We start from the raw sequence: 20,859 nt of genomic DNA, 5'->3' as shown, positions 1-20,859 counted from the left end.
GAATGCCGCAAGGGCTGGACTTGCCTGGAATGCAGATGCATGCACAGACGAGCCAGCCCTTACCTGATTTACGTTACCGCTTAGTTCTGTGGTTCGTCTTCGTCTGACGCAGCATCCGCCTGCAGGTCTTCACCGGCATCGTCCACTTCAGCAGCATCGACGATCACGCCGTCGACAACCTCTTCGCCCTCAAGCTCTTCGCCTTCGACTTCCGACGGCTCCTGAACACGCTCCAGACCGACCAGTTTCTCGTCGCTTGCCAGCTTGATCAGGGTAACGCCCTGGGTGTTACGACCCAGACTGGACACTTCACCGACGCGGGTACGAACCAGCGTGCCCTGGTCGGAAATCAGCATGATTTCTTCGCCATCGAGCACCTGAACCGCGCCGACCAGACGGCCGTTACGCTCGTTGCTGACCATGGCGATGACGCCCTGACCGCCGCGCTTGTACTCGGGGAACTCGGAAATGGCCGTACGCTTACCGTAGCCACGCTCGGAAGCGGTAAGAATCTGGCTGCCTTCTTCCGGGATCAGCATCGAAATCAGCTTTTGTCCTTCTGGCAGACGCATGCCACGAACACCGCGGGCGGTACGGCCCATGGCGCGCACATCGGATTCCTTGAAGCGGGTCACCTTGCCACCGTCGGAGAACAGCATGATTTCCTGTTCGCCATCGGTAATGGCCGCAGAGATCAGGATGTCGCCCTCGTCCAGCTCAAGGGCGATGAGGCCCGAGCTGCGCTGACGGCTGAATGCAACCAGTGGGGTCTTCTTGACGGTACCGTTGGCGGTGGACATGAAGATGAACGGAGCCTTCTTCTTGTCGGCAGCCTTGATACGGGCCTTGCGCTCTTCTTCGCTCTCGCTGCTGTTTTCCGCGTCGTCCAGTTCGCCTTCCAGCGCCTCGCCTTCTTCATCGGCACGCTTGCGCATGGCTTCGAGGTCGACCGGCAGCATGGTGGTGATGTATTCGCCGTCGCTCAACGGCAACAGGTTGACCAGCGGACGGCCACGGGCAGCGCGGGACGCTTCCGGGATCTCGTACGTCTTGAGCCAGTAGACCTTGCCCTTGCTGGAGAACATCAGCAGCGTGGTGTGGCTGTTGGCGACCAGCAGGTGAGCGATGTAGTCCTCATCCTTGATGCCGGTGGCCGACTTGCCCTTGCCGCCACGACGCTGAGCCTGATAGACCGCCAATGGCTGAGTCTTGGCATAGCCGCCGTGGGAAATGGTCACCACACGCTCTTCTTCGGTGATCAGGTCACCCAGCGTCAGGTCCAGACGTGCATCGAGAATCTCGGTGCGACGGGCATCGCCGTATTCGGAGCGGATCAGTTCCAGCTCTTCGCGGATCACTTCCATCAGGCGCGTGGCGCTGTTCAGGATGCGGATCAGCTCGCCGATCTGATTGAGGATCTCCTGGTACTCGCCCAGCAGCTTCTCGTGTTCCAGACCGGTCAGGCGGTGCAGACGCAATTCCAGAATGGCCTGGGCCTGTTCCGGCGACAGGAAATACTTGCCTTCACGCAGACCGTATTGCGGATCGAGGTTCTCGGGGCGGCACGAATCGGCACCGGCACGCTCGACCATCTCGACCACTGCGCTCGACTCCCAAGGCGTCTTGATCAGCGCTTCCTTGGCTTCGGCAGGTGTCGGAGAAGCCTTGATGAGGGCGATGACCGGGTCGATGTTGGACAGCGCAACCGCCTGACCTTCAAGGATGTGGCCACGTTCGCGCGCCTTGCGCAGTTCAAACACGGTACGGCGGGTAACCACTTCGCGGCGGTGACGAACGAAGGCTTCCAGCAGGTCCTTGAGGTTCAGGATGCGCGGACGACCATCGATCAGGGCAACGATGTTGATACCGAAAACGCTTTGCAGCTGGGTCTGGGCATAAAGGTTGTTGAGGATAACCTCAGGCACTTCGCCACGACGCAGCTCGATGACCACGCGCATACCGTCCTTGTCGGACTCGTCGCGCAGTTCGGTGATGCCTTCGAGTTTCTTTTCCTTGACCAGCTCGGCGATCTTCTCGATCAGACGCGCCTTGTTCAGCTGGTAAGGCAGCTCGGTGATGACGATCTGCTGGCGACCGCCGACCTTATCGATGTCTTCGACGATGGAGCGCGCACGCATATAAATGCGTCCGCGGCCCGTGCGATAGGCTTCGATGATGCCGGCGCGACCGTTGATGATCGCGGCAGTCGGGAAATCCGGGCCGGGGATGTATTGCATCAACTCGTCGACCGTCAACTCGGGGTTGTCGATCAGCGCCAGGCAACCGTCGATGACTTCACCGAGGTTGTGCGGCGGAATGTTGGTCGCCATGCCCACGGCGATACCGCTGGAGCCGTTGACCAGCAGGTTGGGAATACGGGTCGGCATCACCGCCGGGATCATCTCGGTGCCGTCGTAGTTCGGCACCCAGTCCACGGTTTCCTTGTGCAGGTCGGCCAGCAGCTCGTGCGCCAGCTTGGTCATGCGCACTTCGGTGTATCGCATGGCGGCCGCGTTGTCGCCGTCGACCGAACCGAAGTTGCCCTGACCGTCTACCAGCAGGTAGCGCAGCGAGAATGGCTGAGCCATACGAACGATGGTGTCGTACACAGCCGTATCGCCGTGCGGGTGATACTTACCGATCACGTCACCAACCACACGGGCGGATTTCTTGTACGGCTTGTTCCAGTCGTTACCCAGCTCGCTCATTGCGAACAACACGCGCCGGTGCACGGGCTTCAAGCCGTCGCGCGCATCGGGCAGTGCCCGACCGACGATTACGCTCATTGCGTAGTCGAGGTAGGACTGCTTAAGCTCGTCTTCGATATTGACCGGGAGGATTTCTTTGGCCAGTTCGCCCATGAGAAGCCTGATTCCTTTTTCTGGTGAAACCTCGCAAACCCATTCGGGGTATACGAAGCTCGCCGCTGCCAGCATGTGCAGGGCAGCGACTTACGACAAATCAACGAGTTATGCCATGAATCTACGCAGCGTGGGCGACCACAATCAGTGTCCCCGATAACCGCCGGATATTACCACAATCGCCGAGGCGCTCACATCCTTTGCAGGCGCTGAAAGCGAGCCACAGACGCATAACACGCCTGAGAAACGCTTACAGGCCCGCCCAGCCGCATTGCACAGCGGCAACGGGTCGGACCTGTGAGCATCAGTGAAGGTGTTTACGGCTCATCAATTGCGCCATGCGTGCGGTATCGGGACGTTCGACAATGCCCTTTTCGGTCACGATGGCATCGATCAGGTCTGCCGGCGTCACATCGAACACCGGGTTGAAGGCCTCGACCTCGGCACCGACCCGCTGACCGCCCACTTCGAGCAGTTCGCGGCCGTCACGTTCTTCAATGATGATGTCGTCGCCACTGGCCATGTCCATGTCGATGGTCGAGCTCGGCGCCACCACCATGAAGCGCACCCCGTGGTGCATGGCGGCGACGGCGAGCTGATAGGTGCCGATCTTGTTAGCAACATCGCCATTGGCGGTGATGCGGTCGGCGCCGACGATGACCCAGGTGATGCCCTTGGTGCGCATCAGGTGCGCGGCGGCGGAATCTGCGTTCAGGGTCACCGGGATGCCTTCATTGGCCAGTTCCCATGCGGTCAGCCGCGAGCCCTGCAGCCAGGGCCGGGTTTCGTCGGCGTAGACCCGTTCGATCATGCCTTCCAGATGCGCCGCGCGAATCACGCCAAGCGCCGTGCCGAAGCCGCCCGTGGCCAGCGCCCCGGTATTGCAGTGGGTGAGCACCGTCTGCAGGTTGCCTTGATGCTTGCGGATCAGGTCGGCACCCAGCTGCGCCATGGTCAGATTGGCCTCGCGGTCGCTCAGGTGAATCGCCACGGCTTCGGCCTCGAGGGCTGCCAGCGGGTCATCGCCGTCCTTCACGCGCATCAGACGATCACGCATCCGGTTCAGCGCCCAGAACAGGTTCACTGCCGTCGGGCGCGAATCGGCCAGCAACTGCATGTCCTCTTCCAGCGCCGGATACCAGTCTGCACCTTGCGCGATACGCGCACGTGCGGCCAGCACCGCACCATAGGCGGCACTGATGCCGATGGCCGGCGCCCCGCGCACGACCATCGCGCGAATCGCTTCGGCGACTCCCTCGGCGGTGGTATAGCGGTGCCAGACTTCCTCGAACGGCAGTACCCGCTGGTCCAGCAGGTACAGAGCGTCGTCCCGCCAATCGATGGCCTTAACTTTCTCCGCAGCCAACATTCGATCGCGCATCGCCAACTCCATCTTGAACATCCGAAACCCAGCATCAAAAGCCGCTGATTATAGCGAGCCGCCTGCGAAGACGCTCGGGTATACTTCGTCATCAACGTAATAAACGATGGAAACCTTCTCATGCCGAACGCTACAGCACCGCTCGACCTTTTGCTCCTGCCCGCCTGGCTGGTGCCGGTCGAGCCCGCAGGCGTCGTGCTCAAGGACCACGGCATCGGCATTCGCGATGGCTGTATCGTCTATATAGGCCCACGCGCCGAAGCGCTGCGGCAAAACGCCGTGCAGGTGCAGGAACTGCCCGGCATGCTGCTCAGCCCCGGCCTGATCAACGCCCATGGCCATGCGGCGATGACCCTGTTTCGCGGGCTGGCCGACGATCTGCCACTGATGACCTGGCTGCAGGACCATATCTGGCCTGCCGAAGGCAAGTGGGTCGATGAAGACTTCGTGCGTGACGGCACCGATCTGGCCATCGCCGAACAGCTCAAGGGCGGCATCACCTGTTTCTCCGATATGTATTTCTACCCCAAAGTGGCCGCCGAACGCGTCCACGTCAGCGGCATGCGCGCGCAGATCACCGTCCCGGTGCTGGATTTTCCGATTCCGGGTGCCCATACCACGGCTGAAGCCCTGCACAACGGCATCGAACTGTTCAACGACCTTGCCCATCATCCACGCATCAAGATCGCCTTCGGCCCGCATGCGCCCTATACCGTGGGCGACGAGAACCTGGAGAAGGTCCGGGTTATCGCCGACGAACTGGACGCCATGATCCAGATGCACGTCCACGAGACCGCATTTGAAGTCGAGCAGGCTGTCGAACAGCGTCAGGAACGTCCCCTCGCCCGCCTCAACCGGCTGGGCATGCTCGGGCCGCGCTTCCAGGCCGTGCACATGACACAGATCAGCGACGACGATCTGGCCCTGCTGGTAGAAAGCAACACAAACGTCATTCATTGCCCCGAATCCAATCTCAAGCTGGCCAGCGGTTTCTGCCCGGTCGAACGACTGTGGCAGGCCGGTGTGAACGTTGCAGTGGGTACCGACGGCGCCGCCAGCAACAATGACCTGGACCTGCTCGGCGAAACCCGCACTGCCGCCTTGCTGGCCAAGGCTGTCGCCGGCTCGGCCACGGCGCTGGATGCACACCGCGCGCTGCGTATGGCGACGCTGAATGGCGCGCGCGCCCTGGGTATTCAGGCCGAGACCGGCTCGCTGGAGATCGGCAAGGCGGCGGATATGGTTGCTTTCGACCTGTCGGGTCTGGCCCAGCAGCCAGTCTACGACCCGGTATCGCAACTTATATATGCCACTGGCCGCGATTGCGTGAGCCATGTCTGGGTGGCCGGCAAGCAATTGCTCGACGCTCGCCAGCTGACCCGTATGGATGAACACGCACTGCGCGATACCGCGATTGCGTGGGGTCAACGTATTTCCGGTAAAGCCGAATAATACGATTCGGACCGAACACATGCCAGTCAGGCTTATCTATAAGTCTGACTGCTGAAAAAGAATTTTGAGTTCAAGAGGGACACCCATGAGCAACGTCGACCGCGCAGAAATCGCCAAATTCGAGGCCCTGGCCCATCGCTGGTGGGACCGCGAAAGCGAATTCAAGCCGCTGCATGACATCAACCCGCTGCGCGTCAACTGGATCGACGAGCGTGTCGGTCTGGCGGGCAAGAAGGTGCTGGACGTCGGCTGCGGTGGCGGCATCCTCAGCGAGGCGATGGCCCTGCGCGGCGCAACGGTGACTGGCATCGACATGGGCGAAGCGCCGCTGGCAGTCGCGCAGCTGCATCAGCTCGAATCGGGTGTCAGCGTCGAGTATCGGCAGATCACTGCCGAGGACATGTCCGAAGAAATGCCCGAGCAATACGATGTGGTGACCTGCCTGGAAATGCTCGAGCACGTACCGGACCCATCCTCGGTGATCCGCGCCTGCTACCGCATGGTCAAGCCTGGCGGCCAGGTGTTCTTCTCGACCATCAATCGCAACCCGAAAGCCTATCTGTTCGCCGTGGTCGGCGCCGAATACATCCTCAACCTGCTGCCGCGCGGCACCCACGACTTCAAGAAATTCATCCGCCCTTCCGAGCTGGGCGCCTGGAGCCGTGATGCCGGCCTGCAGGTCAAGGACGTCATCGGTCTGACCTATAACCCGCTGACCAAGCACTACAAGTTGACCTCCGATGTTGGCGTCAACTACATGATCCAGACCCTGCGGGAGGCATGACAGATGCGCCTGAGAGCAGTTTTATTCGACATGGACGGCACCCTGCTCGACACCGCACCGGACTTCATCGCCATCGCCCAGGCAATGCTTGCCGATCGCAACATGCCTGCGGTGCCGGAAAAACTGATCCGCGACGAAGTTTCCGGCGGCGCCAGAGCCATGGTCGCGGCCAGCTTTGCGATGTCCCCCGAGGATCCACAATTCGAGGCATTGCGCCTGGAGTTTCTGGAACGCTATCAGCGTGACTGCGCCGTCCACAGCAAACTGTTCGACGGTATGGACGAACTGCTGGCCGACATCGAAAAGGCCGGCCTGATCTGGGGAGTGGTTACCAACAAGCCGGTGCGCTTTGCTCAGCCCATCATGGAGCGGCTCGGCCTGGCGGAACGCTCGGCGCTGCTGATCTGCCCTGACCATGTCACACACAGCAAGCCACACCCGGAACCGATGATGCTGGCCTGCCGGATGCTTGACCTGGACCCGGCCAGTGTTCTGTTCGTAGGCGACGATCTGCGCGACATCGAGTCCGGGCGCGACGCCGGCACTAAAACCGCCGCGGTGCGCTACGGCTACATCCACCCCGACGACAACCCCGATCACTGGGGCGCCGACGTGGTGGTCGATCATCCGCTGGAATTGCGCAAGGTGCTGGATAACGCACTGTGCAGCTGCTAAACGAGGCTTTACATGTTTGATTACTCCGCGCACCCGGAACTGCTCAAGGGCCGGATCATTCTGGTTACCGGCGCCGCTCGCGGCATCGGTGCCGCAGCCGCCAAAGCCTGTGCAGCGCATGGCGCCACCGTGTTGCTGCTGGGCAGGACCGAAGCCAGCCTGGTTCAGGTCCATGACGAGATAAAGGCAGCAGGTCTGCTGCAGCCGCTGGTCATCCCCTTCGATCTGGAGAGCGCCGACCCTGCGCAGTACCACGCCCTGGCAGCCATGATCGAGCGCACCGTCGGCCGTCTTGACGGGCTGCTGCACAATGCCTCGATCATCGGACCGCGCACTTCAGTGGAACATCTGCCCGGCGAAGACTTCATGCAGGTCATGCACGTCAACGTCAATGCCACCTTCATGCTCACTCAGGCACTGCTGCCGCTGCTTCAGCGTTCGGAGGATGCGTCGATAGCCTTCACCTCCAGCAGCGTGGGCCGCAAGGGACGCGCGCAATGGGGCGCTTACGGCGTGTCGAAGTTTGCCACCGAAGGCCTGATGCAAACCCTCGCTGACGAGCTGGAAGGCGTCAGTACGGTACGCGCCAACAGCATCAACCCGGGCGCAACCCGGACCGGCATGCGCGCGCAGGCCTATCCGGATGAAAACCCGCAGAACAATCCGGCACCCGAAGAGATCATGCCTGTCTATCTGTACCTTCTAGGGCCGGACAGTAAAGGCATCAACGGGCAGGCATTGAATGCTCAGTGACATAAGAAGACTGTTGTGACGAAAAACCGTCACAAAGGCCGTTTCAAGCGGCTTTTAAAGTCAATGAATTGCCGATCTGGCGCCACTGTCAGAGAGATGGCGTCAGCTAAACCACTGATTTTAATAAGTCTGGCCAAAAATGAACCGAATGGCGCCACGTCCCCTCTAACCCAGCCAAGCCAGCAATATGTGCTGAGGAGCGAAGAGATGAATTTTCCTACCCAGACCCATGCAATCGACTTCGATACGGCTGAACTGCAACGCCTCGGTTTTAGAAATCGACCTGACGCCGTGCTTCCACCCCCGTCACTGCCCGAGCTGGTTTATCAGCTTGGGCGACAATTGCAGACCAGTCTGGAAGCCGAGCGGATACTGACCCTGTTCTTTCAAGGCGTACAACGGTTCCTGCCCTTGAGCGGTCTGGTGTATCGACATATCGAAAGCGACCTGCACCTGCGTCTGGGCGAGATGTCATCCGACAGCGCCAGTTTTCACCTGCGTCACGAAGGCAAATGCATCGGCGAACTGGAGTTTCAGGGCACCAAACCCTTCGACACGCGGCAATTGAGCGACCTTGAATCCCTGCTGGTGTGCCTGGTGTACCCGCTGCTGAATGCGCTGCTGTATCGCATTGCCACACAGACCGCCCTGCGTGACCCGCTGACCAGCACCGGCAACCGCATCGCCATGGATCAGGGCCTGGCCCGTGAAATCGAAATTTCGCGTCGCCACAAGCAACCCCTGTCCCTGCTGATGCTGGATATCGACCACTTCAAGAAAGTGAATGATGAATACGGTCATCACACCGGTGACGATGTGCTGAAAACCGTCGCACAGAGCCTCAAAGCACAATTGCGCAATATTGATCGGGTGTTCCGCTATGGCGGTGAAGAGTTCGTGGTAATTCTATCCAACACCGGTGCCGATTCCGCAGAGCTGATTGGTCAGCGTCTGTGCCAGGCCGTGCGAAACCTCGAGTTTCGCGAGCTTAGCCCGGCCTTGACCATGACGGTCAGCCTGGGCTGCTCGACACTGCTGCCGACTGAAACAGCCGACAGCCTGCTGCGCCGTGCCGACAATGCTCTTTACGTCGCCAAGCGCGAAGGCCGCAATCGTATCGCCATGGCAAGCTAGCACTCTCTCCCGCCTTCTCGCCCGCCCCTACGCCTCCAGCGCGGCAACACGTCCTCGCGGCTTGACCCTGTCCAGCTGCATGCAACGCTCAAGAAACAGGTACATATAGTCGTAGCTTTTGGTAACGGCCTGATGCAGCTCGGCCTGCAATTGCACACTCGGCTTGTTACCCACCAACGTACAAATGATCTCGAGCGCCTCCCAAGGGTGCGCGTCGTCGTACTGTGCATGCATCTTGAGCCACTTCATGGCTTTCTTGCGGGTCTCTTCGGGAAACGCTTCCGCGTAAACGCCGCTGGAGCAGACCACGGCCGACCATTCGCCGGTCGCCCCTTCAATGGCGTAGTTGGTTGCCGCCATAGCCACTGCCAGCGAATCCGAAGAGCTGGTCTGCCAGCACCAGTGGCTCAGCGCATGCAACTCGGGTGCTACTCGCTGATCATGCAAGTCTTCAAGCGTCACTTCATGGGCCGCACACCAGTTCACCCAGTAGTCGGCATGATTGAGTTCGACGCGGATATTGCGCATCAGCCAGCGGCGCGCCATGTCTTCACCAGGATGACGACCGAAACGGGTCTTGGTGAGGTTCTTGGCCATGTACACCGCGAATTGCTCAACGACTGGCCACCCGCCGATCAGGTAGTGGCGCATGATCTGCGGACTCAGCTTCGCGTCACGCATCTGCTGGTACAACTCGTGCTCGACCACCCGTGCTTTTGCAGCGCTGCAATCCTTGATCAACTGCTGCGCCCAGGCCGGATAACTGCTGGCATCCATGAGCGGACCGGTTCTATCGAAAGCATCGATCACTGGGGTATCTCCTTATGAGGGTTTCAACTGATTAACGTAGCGTTCCTGGCGCGCCGAACATCAGGGGGTCAGGCCGTACGGGCTGAATATAAAGACTCTCGCAAGTGAACAATTCAGGGCGGGAAATCAGATAGCCTTGTGCAAAATCCACGCCCATTTCCTGCAACGCAGATTCGATCTGCGGCGTTTCAACGTACTCTGCAATGGTGCGTTTGCCCATGACATGACCGATGTTATTGATCACCTCGACCATCGCCTTGTTGATCGGGTTGTCGAGCATGTCCTTTACAAAACTGCCATCGATCTTCAGGAAATCCACCGGCAAGTGCTTGAGATAGGCAAAAGACGACATGCCCGAGCAGAAATCATCAAGGGAAAACTGACAACCCAACCCCTTCAGATCGTTGATGAATCTGATCGCACTTTGCAGGTCGGCAATCGCGCTGGTCTCGGTGATCTCGAAGCAGATCATCTCGGGCGATACCGCAAACGTCTCGAATTGCTGTTTCAGGTATTCGAGAAACGTATCATCCCCGATACTCGATCCAGACAAATTTATAGCACATAGTGCCTGCGGCACCTGATGCCGATCATCACTCTGACACTGGGCGATGACTTTGAACACATTGTGCACTACCCAGCGATCCAGCGTAGTCATGAGTCCGTAGCGCTCGGCGGCCGGAATGAAGTTATCCGGCACGACCATTCGCCCGGACTCGTCGCGCAGACGCAGGAGAATTTCAATGTGCCGTACTTCGCCCACTTCGCCCTTTATCGATGCAATTTCCTGCGCATAAAGGCAAAAGCGATTCTCGTCCATTGCCATGTGCAACCGCTGTATCCAGGCCATCTCGCCAAAACGCATCGACAGCGTCAGGTCATCCACGCTATAGGCCTGGACCCGGTTGCGACCTCTTTCCTTGGCCATGTAACAGGCCATATCAGCGGCAGACAATGACCCTTCCAGGCTCGCAGGTGTATCGCCTAGGTGCACCAGGCCGATACTGACGGTCGTCATGAATGGCCGACCTTTCCACATGAAATGCAGACGCTGCACCACTTCGCGCAACGCCTCGGCAATATCGAGCGCCGTTTCGGCAGGACAATCGACCAGCAACACACCGAACTCGTCACCTCCCAGCCGGGCCAGCGTATCCCCGTCACGCAAGCCATGCGGCAAGTCCCGGCAAAGCTGCCGCAATAGCTCATCACCCGCCGCATGGCCACCGGTATCATTGACCAGCTTGAACTGATCCAGATCGAGAAACATCAGGCAGTGGCTCCGGCACTGACTGCAGTCCTCGTCGAGCACTCGCTGCAAGCGGCGCTCAAACTCGCTGCGGTTGACCAGACCGGTCAACGGATCGTGGGCAGCCTGCCACGACAGATCGGCGATGTACTGCTGCTCCTGAGTCATGTCATGCAGCACCAGCACCGCACCACTGATCACGCCTTCGGTGTAGATCGGCGTCCCTACCAGCGCGACCGACACCGTGCTGCCATCAAGCCGCTGAATGAGCTTGCTGTTGGCGCTGCCGCCCTTGAGCTTGCCGGTGATGATCTGCTCGACCAGCGTTGACTGGTCCTTCTGATCGTTTTCATCCAGCAGATTGAACAGTGCAGCCAGGGGAAGCCCGCTGGCCTGAGTACTTTTCCAGTGGGTGAGGCCCTCGGCGGCGGGGTTCATGTAAACAATGGCGCCGGCCACATCGATGGTGATCACCCCGTCGCCGATAGACTCCAGCGTGATCTGTGCGCGCTCCTTCTCCAGTTGCAGGGCATCGGCAAATACGCGCCGCTGAACGATCAGACGTCGCACCCGCAGCAGCGCCAGGAGAATTAGTACCACAGCGGTCACCAGGTTGACCGCTATCAACAGGTTGAGGATCAGCCTGGAGCCTTCGCCCAGTGCATCACTGAACGCGCGCGCAGCAGGCGTTACGCCTTCATCGATGACATTGATCTGCTCGCGCCATTGATCGACCTCGGCGGCGCTCACAGCGCCCTGAACGACCCGCTCATGAATATGCCGCGCAAGCTCATCAAGTTGCATGAGGTAGCCGTCACCCACTTCCCAGAAGTGAATGACCTGCTTCATGAAACTGAAGTTGTGGAAATTCAGGTACATCCAGATGATGCCGTTTACGTCATCCGGGTGATTGCCGCCCTGAATGATTCCACTTCTGGCATCGGCCAGCGACGGGTTGGGCTGATCAAGGGCTTTGCGTAGCGCCTGACCGCCCTGAGGTACGGAAAAGGCTTTTTGATACTTGAGATAGTCACGCTCATCGTGACGGCTGGCGTACAGGCTCAGATAGTGAATGGCGTCCTTCTGTCCCTTGGACCAAAGACTCTCCCCCGCCACATAGCTGCGTACCGCAGACATGGTGTAGAGACTGACGCACCCCAGCAACGCCTGAAACAGGGCGACGGCAATGAAAGGCCACACGATGCCCAACAGACGGGGCTTGGAGAAGGTCCATGCTTGCTTCATGGGTTTCACGTCACCACATGCCTGAATAAACGTCTAGCGCAAAGACTAGGCTAAATTCGCCCGTGATGGCAGGTGATTCTCCCGCAATCGAGCCAACCTGTGCGCTGATCGAGGCTTCGCGCATCAGATTTGTTGCAAATGTCCGTACAGTTTGGCGTACAGACCTCCATCGGCAATCAGCTGCTGATGGTCACCATCTTCCACAATACGCCCGCCATCGAACACCATTACCCGGTCAGCCTGCTTAACGGCCGACAGGCGATGGGCAATGATCAGTGTCGTGCGGCTACGCAAAAAACGTGCGAGCGCCTGATGCAGGTTGTACTCGGTGGCAGCGTCCAGCGCCGAGGTGGCTTCATCGAGGATCACCACCTTGGGATCGGACAGCACCATGCGTGCGATGGCCATGCGCTGGCGCTGGCCACCCGACATTCTGACCCCGGAGCGCCCGACCACGCTGTCCAGGCCTTGTGGCAGATCGCGGATCGCAGGATCGAGTTGTGCAACTTCCAGTGCGCGCCAGCAGGCTTCATCGCTGCAGTCGCGGCCCATGGTCAGGTTGGCGCGCACGGTGTCATTGAACAGGGCCGGATGCTGCAGCACCACGGCGACATTCTCGCGCACAGTTTCCAGGCCGATGTCCTGCTGGCTGACGCCGCCAAAACGGATCACGCCGGTACGGGCTGTATAGAGCCCCAGCAGCAACTGCACCAACGTGCTCTTGCCGCCACCGCTGGCACCGACAATAGCGACCTTTTCTCCCGGCGCGATGTTCAGGTTCAACTGGTCCAGGACCAGGTCTTCGCCATAGCCGAAACTCAGGCCACGCACCTCGACCCCTACGGTTTCCTTGCCCTCGAACGGGTCGGTGCCACCGGCATATTGCGGCTCGTCGGCACGCGCCAGCAGCTCGTTGATGCGCGTCAGAGCCCCGCCCGCCGCGTAGTAGGCGTATTGCAGGTTCAGCAGTTGCTCGACTGGCGTCATCATGAACCACAGGTAGCTAAACACCGCGAGCATCTGCCCGATGGACAGGTCCGAGAACAGCACCGTAAGCATTGCCGCGGCGCGAAAGATATCGATGCCAAACTGGAACAGCAGCCCGCTGGCACGTCCGGAGGCATCGCTTTTCCATTGTGAATTGATTGCGTAGTCACGCACTTCCTGCGCGCGTACGCCCAGGCGTCCCAGAAAGAAGCCTTGCCTGTTCCCAGCCCTGACTTCCTGAATCGCATCCAGCGTTTCGCTCAGTGCCTGAGTGAACCGCGACGTGCTGTCGTTCTCCAGCTTCTTGAGGTGCTTGACGCGCTTGCCCAGTTTCACCGTGAGCAGGATGACCAGCGGGTTGAACAGCATGATCAGCAGCGCCAGCTTCCAGTGCATCCACATCAGGATGCCTGCAGTGCCAGCCAGTGTCAGCGTGGCCACCAGCAGACGACTGAGGGTTTCACCGACGAACTTGTCCAGCGTATCCAGATCGGTCACCAGATGCGTGGTCACCGTACCGCTGCCCAGGCTTTCGTATTCACGCAGGGAAATGCGCTTGAGCCGTTCGATCAGCCGCAGCCGGATACGATAGACGATGTCCTTGGCCAGCCCGGCGAACAGCCGCGCCTGCAGAACGTTGAACACCAGCGCCCCGACCCGCAGCACCAGCGTCAACGAGAGCATCAGGCCAATGTAGCCCGCCGCCTTCTGCCAGTTGCCAGGCAGCAGGTGATCCATGACCTTGAGCGCAGCATCGCCACGGCCGAGCAGGACCTCGTCGACCAGCAACGGCAGCAGCAACGGAATAGGCACACTGCACAACGTGGCCAGAACCGCGACACCGTTGGCCAGCCACAGGGCTTTTTTATGCCGCAGTGCGAGACGACGAATTTCGGCCCAGCTCAGCGCATCACTGCGAACAGCGTGCGACGACCGGCCAGCCTCTGGCGCTTCGTCATGCACTGGCTGCACGCTCCAGCCATCGACCCAGCAAAGGCGAAAGGCTGCTCAGCGGCTGGTAACCGTTGGTCAGCAGCGCCAGCTGACCGTTGCGCTCGGCCAGCAGCGTCGGGAAGCCAGCAATGCCCAGATCCTGTGCCCAGGCGAAATCGGCGGCAGTGGCCGCCTGGCGCTGGGGACTTTCGAACTCATCGGCAAATGCCTGACGCGACAGCCCCGTCTGCTCCGCGAGTTCAGCCAGCAGCGACGGACGCGTCACATCCCGGGCCTCGCTGTAGAACGCTCGCTGAATCAGTCCGACCAGTTCCCAGGCGCGGTCCGGGTCCAACTGCCGAGCCGCCGTGACGGCCATACAGGCAGGCGTGGTGTCGTAAACAAATCCTTCCGGCAGCGCACCTTCGCGACGAAACGGCTGGCCGGTGGCCTCTTCGACCGCCTGCCAGTGCTCGAGAATGTAGCGACGCTTGGCCGGCTCCAGCGCAGCACCTTCGGAGCGCAGCCCGCCCATGACCAGATGCAGCGGCACGCCCGCCGCCCGAGCCTGTTGCACCAACGCGTCGGCAACCGGAGCAAAGCCCCAGCACCAGGAGCACATCGGGTCCATGACATAGATCAGGCGGGCAGACATGGCTCAGGCCTCGGAGGGTAAACGATAGTTGCGACCGATCGGATGAGGCTGGTTACGAGCCTTGGCCAGTTCGATCTGCTTTTGCCGGTCGATGGCGCTGCGGCGCGTCTTCTCGCTCAGCGAATCCCAGCAATGCGGGCAGCTGACGCCGGGCGAGTAATGCTCGCTGGCGCGATCCTCGGCACTGATAGGTGTGCGACACGCGTGGCACTGATCATAATCGCCTTTGGTCAGGTCATGGCGAACCGTGACCCGATTGTCGAACACGAAACACTCGCCGCGCCAATGACTTTCCTGCTCGGGGACCTCCTCCAGGTACTTGAGAATGCCGCCCTTGAGGTGATAGACCTCTTCGAAGCCCTCGCCCAGCATGTAACTCGAGGCTTTTTCGCAACGGATGCCACCGGTGCAGAACATGGCGACCTTCTTGTGCACTGCCGGGTCGAAATGCGCCTTGATGTATTGCGGAAACTCTCGAAACGACGTGGTCTTCGGATCGATGGCGCCCTCGAAGGTGCCGATCGAGACTTCGTAATCGTTGCGAGTATCGATCAGCAGCACTTCGGGATCGCTGATCAGGTCGTTCCAGTCCTTGGGCTCGACGTAAGTACCGACGCTCTTGTTCGGGTCGACGCCTTCGACACCCAGGGTCACGATCTCTTTCTTGAGCTTGACCTTGGTGCGATAGAACGGCTGCTCGTCGCAGTAGGATTCCTTGTGGTCGATATCGATCAGGCGCGGGTCGTTCTTCAACCACGCCATCAGGCCATCGATGCCTTCGCGAGTGCCGGACACTGTGCCGTTGATGCCCTCGTCGGCAATCAACAGCGTGCCCTTGATGCCGTTGTCGACCATCGCCTGCAACAGCGGCTCGCGCAGCTCCACGTAATCGCTGAGGGTGACGAACTTGTACAGCGCGGCCACGACGATCGGCTGAGTCATCGGCTCTTGAGTCATGTATTTCTCCAGTGGCGACCCTCGCAAAGGGCCTACCGGGTAAAAAATTGCGGACCAAAAAAACGCACCGGCCAGGCGGCGCGGTGCGGATTCTAGCAAAAACCGGAGTACAGCAGACAGCTCGGCGGGGCAATCGCCCCGGCAAGGGGGCAGGATCAGTAAAAAGCCCTGATCAATGCCCGCCGGCGCAGGTCGGCGAAGCAGGCGCCGCACCTACCTTCGACCATTCTTCAGGCGTGTAGGTGTGCAACGCCAGTGCATGAAACTCGCCCATGAGCGCCCCCAGCGTGGCGTAAACCTTCTGGTGCCGCTTGACCGAATTCAGGCCCTGAAACTGATCACTGACCAGAACAGCCTTGTAATGGGTCTGCTGACCACGACTGTGCATATGACTCTCGTCGAGCACTTGCAGATGATGCGGTTGCAGCAGCGCAAGCGCTGACTCGATTCGTTGTTGCATGGTCATGATGGAAATCGCCTGTCAGGGCTTTTTGGCCGGAGCAGGAGCAGCTGCCTTGGCAGGTTCCAGTTCGGCAGTCATGTCAGCCAGCAGCTTGTTGACAACCGGAACAGCGCTTTCCAGTTTGCTCTGGGTCAGCTGGGCCGACTGCTGAGCCAGCTCAGGCATTTTGGTCATCACTTTCTTGCCCAGTGGCGACTGGTAGAACGCAACCAGATCCTTCAGCTCGCTTTCAGTGAAGTTGGCGGTGTACAGCTTGACCATCTCGGGCTTGAGCTTGTTCCAGCCAATGGCTTGGTCCAGAGCAGTGTTGGCCTTGGCCTGATAGGTTTCAAGCAGGGCTTTTTTCGATGCAGGTGCCTTGGTTTCAGCAAAACGCTGAGCGAACATCTGCTGAACCTGAGCGTAGACCGGAGCGCCCAAGCGATCGGCGTTGGCAAGCTTCAGGAACGTTTCGGCGCTCGCGTTGTGACTGGCGGTGTCGGCGAAGACCTGGCCGCTGGCACAGACCAGGGCTACCGCGGTACAAATGGCACGAAGACGGGTCATCGAGTTTCCTTATCTAGCAAACGAGGCATTACCCCAGGGCCGACCATTCTGCGCTTATCTGGGCTTTTGGCTCAACCCCCGGTTCACCCAGCGGTTAAAAAGCACTGCGCGGGAACCCTGTGGGCATATGGACACCTAACCCTGCAACGCACTTAAAGGAGTAAGACCAGTGAGCCGCACCGAAACCGATAGCATTGGCCCGATCGAAGTCCCCGAAGATGCCTACTGGGGCGCGCAGACCCAACGCTCACTGATCAATTTTGCGATTGGCGACCAGCGAATGCCGCTGCCCGTCCTGCACGCGCTGACCCTGATCAAGAAAGCCGCTGCACGTGTCAACGATCGAAATGGCGATTTGCCTGCCGACATCGCCCGCCTGATCGAGCAGGCTGCCGACGAAGTGCTCGACGGTCAGCATGACGCGCAATTTCCGCTGGTGGTCTGGCAGACCGGCAGTGGCACGCAAAGCAACATGAACGTCAATGAGGTGATCGCAGGCCGCGCCAACGAACTGGCTGGCCAGGGTCGGGGCGGCAAGTCGCCAGTCCACCCCAACGATCATGTCAACCGCTCGCAAAGCTCCAATGACTGCTTCCCGACGGCCATGCACATCGCCACTGCCCAGGCGGTCAAGGAGCAGTTGCTGCCCGCCATCGCCGAACTGTCCAGCGGGCTGGCCGAACAGGCCGCGCGGCACATGAAGCTGGTCAAGACCGGGCGCACGCACATGATGGACGCGACGCCGATTACCTTCGGCCAGGAGCTGTCGGGGTTTGTCGCGCAACTCGATTACGCTGAAAAGGCCATTCGCGCCGCCCTGCCCGCCGTCTACGAGCTGGCTCAGGGCGGGACGGCAGTCGGCACCGGGCTCAATGCACCCAAAGGCTTTGCCGAGGCCATTGCCGCAGAACTGGCTGCGCTGTCCGGCCTGCCGTTTGTCACCGCTCCCAACAAGTTCGCCGCGCTGGCCGGTCATGAGCCACTTGCAGCGTTGTCCGGTGCATTGAAGACGCTGGCCGGTACGCTGATGAAAATCGCCAACGACCTGCGCCTGCTGGGCTCAGGCCCGCGTGCCGGGCTGGCAGAAGTCAGACTGCCCGCCAATGAGCCAGGCAGCTCGATCATGCCCGGCAAAGTGAACCCGACGCAGTGCGAGGCCTTGTCGATGCTCGCCTGTCAGGTCATGGGCAACGACGTGACCATCGGCTTCGCCGCCAGTCAGGGTCACCTGCAACTGAACGTGTACAAGCCGGTGATCATTCATAACGTTCTGCAGTCGATTCGACTGCTGGCCGACGGCTGCAGCAATTTCAACGAACACTGCATCGCGGGCATGGAGCCGGATGGCGAAAAAATGGCCGAGCACCTGGAGCGCGGCCTGATGCTGGTCACCGCACTCAATCCGCATATCGGCTATGACAAGTCGGCGCAGATTGCCAAGAAAGCCTACACCGAAGGTCTGACTTTGCGCGAAGCGGCATTGGCGCTGGGTTACCTGACCGATGAAGAGTTCGACGCTTGGGTGCGGCCGGACAAAATGCTCGAGGCAGGCAGTAATGGCTGATGCCAGAAGCGGCGCAACGCCACTGGAAGGGAATGGCAAACGAATCCTGATGGTCTACGGCACGCCGAAGGCCATCAGTTTCTGTCATGCCCTGGGTGACGCCTATGCGCAGACAGCGCGCGGTGAAGGGCATGTGGTGCGGGTCATCAAGCTCGGCGAACTGGACTTCGATCCGATTCTGCACAACGGCTACGATCAGACACAGACACTTGAGCCAGATCTGCTCGAAGCTCAGCGCCAGATTCACTGGGCCGAGCATCTGGTCTTCGTTTATCCGGTCTGGTGGGGCGGCTTGCCGGCATTGCTGACGGGCTTTTTCGACCGGGTACTGACACCCGGTTTTGCGTTCAAGGTGCATGGCCGCAAGCACTCATCCAATGAACTGCTCCGGGGCCGGACGGCGGAACTGCTGGTCGCCATGGACACACCGCCGCGCTATTTTCACTGGATTTACGGCGCGCCAGCGCACCGGCAGATGGTGCGCACCATTCTCGGTTTTTGCGGGATAAAGACCAAACGCCTGACCGAGTTCGCACCGGTGCACAGTGCCAGCGAGCAGCAGCGCCAGGAATGGATTATTCAGGCGCAGGGCCTGGGCAGGCGCTGAGCGGCTCGAGCCCCCGCCATTCAGGCCTGCGCCAGCCGGGCCTTGCGTGCCCTGAGGCCGGCGACCAGCGAAGGGCCAAGCGCAGTCAGCGCCGACCCGGTCACCACCAGCAGCGCACCGCCGTAACCCAACATGTTCAACTCTTCAGCCTGCACGTAATCCGGCCACAGCCAGGCGGCAACCGCCACAGCGGTCAGCGTGACCAAGGGCGTCAGCGCAAGCGTCGCACTGACTCGCGAGGCCTCCCAGTGCGCCAGCGCTTCGGCAAAGGCGCCGTAGGCCACCAGCGTATTCAGGCAGCAAGCCAGCAGCAGCCAGCCTTGCAACGGGCTCAGCAGCAAAGCCTCGGCGGGGTGTGCCCACGGCGTGAGCAACAGGGCGCAAAACAGGTAGATCACCATCATCACCTGCAGCGAATTCCATACCGTCAGAAGCTGCTTCTGGCTCAGCCCGTAGAACGTCCATATGGTCGAGGCCAGGAGCACCACCAGCACGCCCAGGGTGTAATCGCCCAACGAGGTGAAAAGCTCAACCAGACGCTGATTGAAAAAGAACCCGAAGCCCACCAGCAGCACCATCAGGCCGATGCCCTGTCCCAGACTGAAACGCTCCTTGAACAGAAAGATGCTGCTGATCAACAGAAAAATCGGACCGACCTGAACCAGCAATTGCGTGGTACCCGGGCTCAGCAGCCGCAAGCCTATGAGGTACAGCACATAGTTGCCGACCAGACCGAACACCGCCAGACCGACCAGCACCCTGCCCTTGCGCCCCAGTAATTTGAAGCTGGGCAGGCGCCTGACCGAGGCCAGCCAGATGAACAACAGCGCACCAGACACAGCCAGGCGGAACCAGGTCACGGTCACCGGATCCATCACCTGCAGCACCTGCTTGAGCTTGATCGGCAAAATGCCCCACAGCAGCGCGGTCAACAGTGACAGACAAAGGCCATAGACCCAGCGACCAGACGAGATGTGCATCGCAACTTCCGCAAGAGATAGAACAGAACACTCATTCTAGGCGCTGATCGGCAAAGTGACAGTTACAGCTGGGCGCAGTTAACGGCGCGAATTGTGTTCTTTAACTTTGGCCGCTGTGATTGCGAAGGTAGGTCTCACTGCCCATTGCCTGAATCTGACCTTCGATCAACGCGTCGAACGGCTTCAGCAACGCTTCGAACGAGTTAGGTGCTTCCAGCGTCTGCAAGGTATGAACGATGGCCTCGAGCGTCGACAAGGCCTCCGGTCCCGGCGCCTTGCGCAAGCGATAACGCGAAACAGGCGCGGCGCCCGGCGTCACCCTAGGCAGCTCGGCGAGCAAGGGGTTGAGGTGCAGCAATTTGCGCGCCTTGCGCCAGGTGCCATCCGGCACGACCAGCAGCATGGGCAGCGAATCCTGAGCATAGGGCGTCAGCGTCTGCGCAGCGTCACCCGGAAACAGCAATCGCGGTTGATAGCCCGGCAGATTCAGAAGCGCTTGCAGATCATCGAACACTTCGCCCACCAGCAACTGCGCATTGACCAGACCTAGCGCGGCCAGTCGCGCAGTGTTCAAGGCGTGGCCGACTTCATCGGGATGCTGCAGGATCAATACCCGCGTGCGACTGTCCAGCCGGGGAATCAGGGCGCACAGACAATGCGTGGCAGGACGCAGACAACGTTCACAACGGGCGCGGGACATCGATCTGTACTCGGTCAATCTCACAAGGTTAAAGAGGCTGCGCTGCGCGACGAATCAGCGTTGTCGCAAACCGCCTGTCGAACAGCCAGGCATTTTAAACAAATCATCACCGTAACGGCGGAT

Annotated in this window: 18 protein-coding genes; 7 read left to right on the top strand and 11 right to left on the bottom strand. The window is 60.1% G+C overall.

The features are described 5' to 3' along the window. Nucleotides 1–80: 80 nt before the first annotated feature. Together gyrA and mtnA are read right to left on the bottom strand one after the other, a co-directional pair. The gene (gene gyrA, locus JOE33_RS21395; protein WP_010433620.1) at nucleotides 81–2,861 is read right to left on the bottom strand and encodes a DNA gyrase subunit A; all 2,781 of its coding nucleotides are present in this window, start codon (nucleotides 2,859–2,861) and stop codon (nucleotides 81–83) included. A 304-nt stretch (nucleotides 2,862–3,165) separates the two neighbouring features. Then, nucleotides 3,166–4,242, bottom strand: coding sequence for an S-methyl-5-thioribose-1-phosphate isomerase (gene mtnA, locus JOE33_RS21390; RefSeq protein WP_187625744.1), 1,077 nt, complete (start codon nucleotides 4,240–4,242; stop codon nucleotides 3,166–3,168). Nucleotides 4,243–4,362: 120 nt separating this feature from the next. On the opposite strand from mtnA, the gene JOE33_RS21385 reads away from it, so the two are divergent. From JOE33_RS21385 to JOE33_RS21365, 5 genes are all read left to right on the top strand, one after another. Continuing rightward, nucleotides 4,363–5,694 (top strand): TRZ/ATZ family hydrolase, encoded by a 1,332-nt coding sequence (locus JOE33_RS21385; RefSeq protein ID WP_122694955.1) that lies wholly within the window; start codon nucleotides 4,363–4,365, stop codon nucleotides 5,692–5,694. 85 nt (nucleotides 5,695–5,779) lie between these two features. Continuing rightward, nucleotides 5,780–6,478: a bifunctional 2-polyprenyl-6-hydroxyphenol methylase/3-demethylubiquinol 3-O-methyltransferase UbiG gene (ubiG, locus tag JOE33_RS21380; protein ID WP_187625745.1), complete on the top strand. Its 699-nt coding sequence runs from the start codon at nucleotides 5,780–5,782 to the stop codon at nucleotides 6,476–6,478. Between the two features lie 3 nt (nucleotides 6,479–6,481). Next, on the top strand, nucleotides 6,482–7,153 hold the full coding sequence (gene mupP / locus JOE33_RS21375; RefSeq protein ID WP_010433607.1) for an N-acetylmuramic acid 6-phosphate phosphatase MupP: 672 nt from the start codon (nucleotides 6,482–6,484) through the stop codon (nucleotides 7,151–7,153). Nucleotides 7,154–7,165: 12 nt separating this feature from the next. Then, nucleotides 7,166–7,906, top strand: a complete 741-nt coding sequence (locus JOE33_RS21370; protein WP_010433604.1) for a YciK family oxidoreductase — start codon at nucleotides 7,166–7,168, stop codon at nucleotides 7,904–7,906. 207 nt (nucleotides 7,907–8,113) lie between these two features. Then, the gene (locus JOE33_RS21365) at nucleotides 8,114–9,040 is read left to right on the top strand and encodes a GGDEF domain-containing protein (RefSeq protein WP_010433601.1); all 927 of its coding nucleotides are present in this window, start codon (nucleotides 8,114–8,116) and stop codon (nucleotides 9,038–9,040) included. Nucleotides 9,041–9,067: 27 nt separating this feature from the next. Here JOE33_RS21365 and JOE33_RS21360 read toward each other — a convergent pair whose 3' ends face one another. The 7 genes from JOE33_RS21360 to JOE33_RS21330 form a co-directional block, all read right to left on the bottom strand. Then, nucleotides 9,068–9,850: an iron-containing redox enzyme family protein gene (locus JOE33_RS21360; RefSeq protein ID WP_187625746.1), complete on the bottom strand. Its 783-nt coding sequence runs from the start codon at nucleotides 9,848–9,850 to the stop codon at nucleotides 9,068–9,070. Nucleotides 9,851–9,881: 31 nt separating this feature from the next. Continuing rightward, nucleotides 9,882–12,344 carry an EAL domain-containing protein gene (locus tag JOE33_RS21355; RefSeq protein ID WP_122694953.1) on the bottom strand — a complete coding sequence of 821 codons (2,463 nt, stop codon included), beginning with the start codon at nucleotides 12,342–12,344 and terminating at the stop codon, nucleotides 9,882–9,884. 123 nt (nucleotides 12,345–12,467) lie between these two features. Then, a complete protein-coding gene (locus tag JOE33_RS21350; RefSeq protein ID WP_122694952.1) occupies nucleotides 12,468–14,294 on the bottom strand; it encodes an ABC transporter ATP-binding protein in 1,827 nt (608 codons plus the stop codon). After that, entirely contained in the window at nucleotides 14,287–14,919 is a 633-nt protein-coding gene (locus tag JOE33_RS21345; RefSeq protein WP_122694951.1) for a DsbA family protein, read from the bottom strand. The genes JOE33_RS21350 and JOE33_RS21345 overlap by 8 nt, the downstream gene beginning before the upstream one ends. Before the next feature lie 3 nt (nucleotides 14,920–14,922). After that, the gene (locus JOE33_RS21340) at nucleotides 14,923–15,861 is read right to left on the bottom strand and encodes a rhodanese-related sulfurtransferase (protein WP_163031873.1); all 939 of its coding nucleotides are present in this window, start codon (nucleotides 15,859–15,861) and stop codon (nucleotides 14,923–14,925) included. Between the two features lie 187 nt (nucleotides 15,862–16,048). Beyond that, complete coding sequence (locus JOE33_RS21335; protein ID WP_002554579.1) at nucleotides 16,049–16,342, bottom strand: BolA/IbaG family iron-sulfur metabolism protein; 294 nt, start codon at nucleotides 16,340–16,342, stop codon at nucleotides 16,049–16,051. Nucleotides 16,343–16,357: 15 nt separating this feature from the next. Continuing rightward, nucleotides 16,358–16,885: a DUF2059 domain-containing protein gene (locus JOE33_RS21330; RefSeq protein ID WP_003314637.1), complete on the bottom strand. Its 528-nt coding sequence runs from the start codon at nucleotides 16,883–16,885 to the stop codon at nucleotides 16,358–16,360. Between the two features lie 169 nt (nucleotides 16,886–17,054). Here JOE33_RS21330 and JOE33_RS21325 point away from each other — a divergent pair, with 169 nt between their 5' ends. Continuing rightward, nucleotides 17,055–18,449, top strand: a complete 1,395-nt coding sequence (locus tag JOE33_RS21325; protein WP_003342769.1) for a class II fumarate hydratase — start codon at nucleotides 17,055–17,057, stop codon at nucleotides 18,447–18,449. After that, nucleotides 18,442–19,056 (top strand): NAD(P)H-dependent oxidoreductase, encoded by a 615-nt coding sequence (locus JOE33_RS21320; RefSeq protein ID WP_011268572.1) that lies wholly within the window; start codon nucleotides 18,442–18,444, stop codon nucleotides 19,054–19,056. Before JOE33_RS21325 ends, JOE33_RS21320 begins: the two co-directional genes overlap by 8 nt. 20 nt (nucleotides 19,057–19,076) lie before the next feature. On the opposite strand, the gene JOE33_RS21315 is transcribed toward JOE33_RS21320, so the two are convergent. Beyond that, complete coding sequence (locus JOE33_RS21315; protein WP_187625747.1) at nucleotides 19,077–20,036, bottom strand: DMT family transporter; 960 nt, start codon at nucleotides 20,034–20,036, stop codon at nucleotides 19,077–19,079. A gap of 100 nt (nucleotides 20,037–20,136) precedes the next feature. Further along, a complete protein-coding gene (locus JOE33_RS21310) occupies nucleotides 20,137–20,736 on the bottom strand; it encodes a DTW domain-containing protein (protein WP_096125609.1) in 600 nt (199 codons plus the stop codon). Nucleotides 20,737–20,859 lie beyond the last annotated feature (123 nt).

It is taken from the genome of Pseudomonas sp. PvP027 (assembly GCF_017833005.1).
Taxonomy (GTDB): Bacteria; Pseudomonadota; Gammaproteobacteria; order Pseudomonadales; family Pseudomonadaceae; genus Aquipseudomonas; species Aquipseudomonas congelans.
This window is presented reverse-complemented; position numbering and strand designations above follow the sequence as displayed.

Bases quoted from the DNA above. Each gene is read 5' to 3' on its own strand.
- JOE33_RS21315 (WP_187625747.1), bottom strand. From the start codon at position 20,036: ATGCACATCTCGTCTGGTCGCTGGGTCTATGGCCTTTGTCTGTCACTG.
- JOE33_RS21330 (WP_003314637.1), bottom strand. From the start codon at position 16,885: ATGACCCGTCTTCGTGCCATTTGTACCGCGGTAGCCCTGGTCTGTGCC.
- JOE33_RS21310 (WP_096125609.1), bottom strand. From the start codon at position 20,736: ATGTCCCGCGCCCGTTGTGAACGTTGTCTGCGTCCTGCCACGCATTGT.
- JOE33_RS21355 (WP_122694953.1), bottom strand. From the start codon at position 12,344: ATGAAGCAAGCATGGACCTTCTCCAAGCCCCGTCTGTTGGGCATCGTG.
- ubiG (WP_187625745.1), top strand. From the start codon at position 5,780: ATGAGCAACGTCGACCGCGCAGAAATCGCCAAATTCGAGGCCCTGGCC.
- JOE33_RS21320 (WP_011268572.1), top strand. From the start codon at position 18,442: ATGGCTGATGCCAGAAGCGGCGCAACGCCACTGGAAGGGAATGGCAAA.
- mtnA (WP_187625744.1), bottom strand. From the start codon at position 4,242: ATGCGCGATCGAATGTTGGCTGCGGAGAAAGTTAAGGCCATCGATTGG.
- JOE33_RS21345 (WP_122694951.1), bottom strand. From the start codon at position 14,919: ATGTCTGCCCGCCTGATCTATGTCATGGACCCGATGTGCTCCTGGTGC.
- JOE33_RS21340 (WP_163031873.1), bottom strand. From the start codon at position 15,861: ATGACTCAGCCGATCGTCGTGGCCGCGCTGTACAAGTTCGTCACCCTC.
- JOE33_RS21365 (WP_010433601.1), top strand. From the start codon at position 8,114: ATGAATTTTCCTACCCAGACCCATGCAATCGACTTCGATACGGCTGAA.
- mupP (WP_010433607.1), top strand. From the start codon at position 6,482: ATGCGCCTGAGAGCAGTTTTATTCGACATGGACGGCACCCTGCTCGAC.
- gyrA (WP_010433620.1), bottom strand. From the start codon at position 2,861: ATGGGCGAACTGGCCAAAGAAATCCTCCCGGTCAATATCGAAGACGAG.
- JOE33_RS21385 (WP_122694955.1), top strand. From the start codon at position 4,363: ATGCCGAACGCTACAGCACCGCTCGACCTTTTGCTCCTGCCCGCCTGG.
- JOE33_RS21335 (WP_002554579.1), bottom strand. From the start codon at position 16,342: ATGACCATGCAACAACGAATCGAGTCAGCGCTTGCGCTGCTGCAACCG.
- JOE33_RS21370 (WP_010433604.1), top strand. From the start codon at position 7,166: ATGTTTGATTACTCCGCGCACCCGGAACTGCTCAAGGGCCGGATCATT.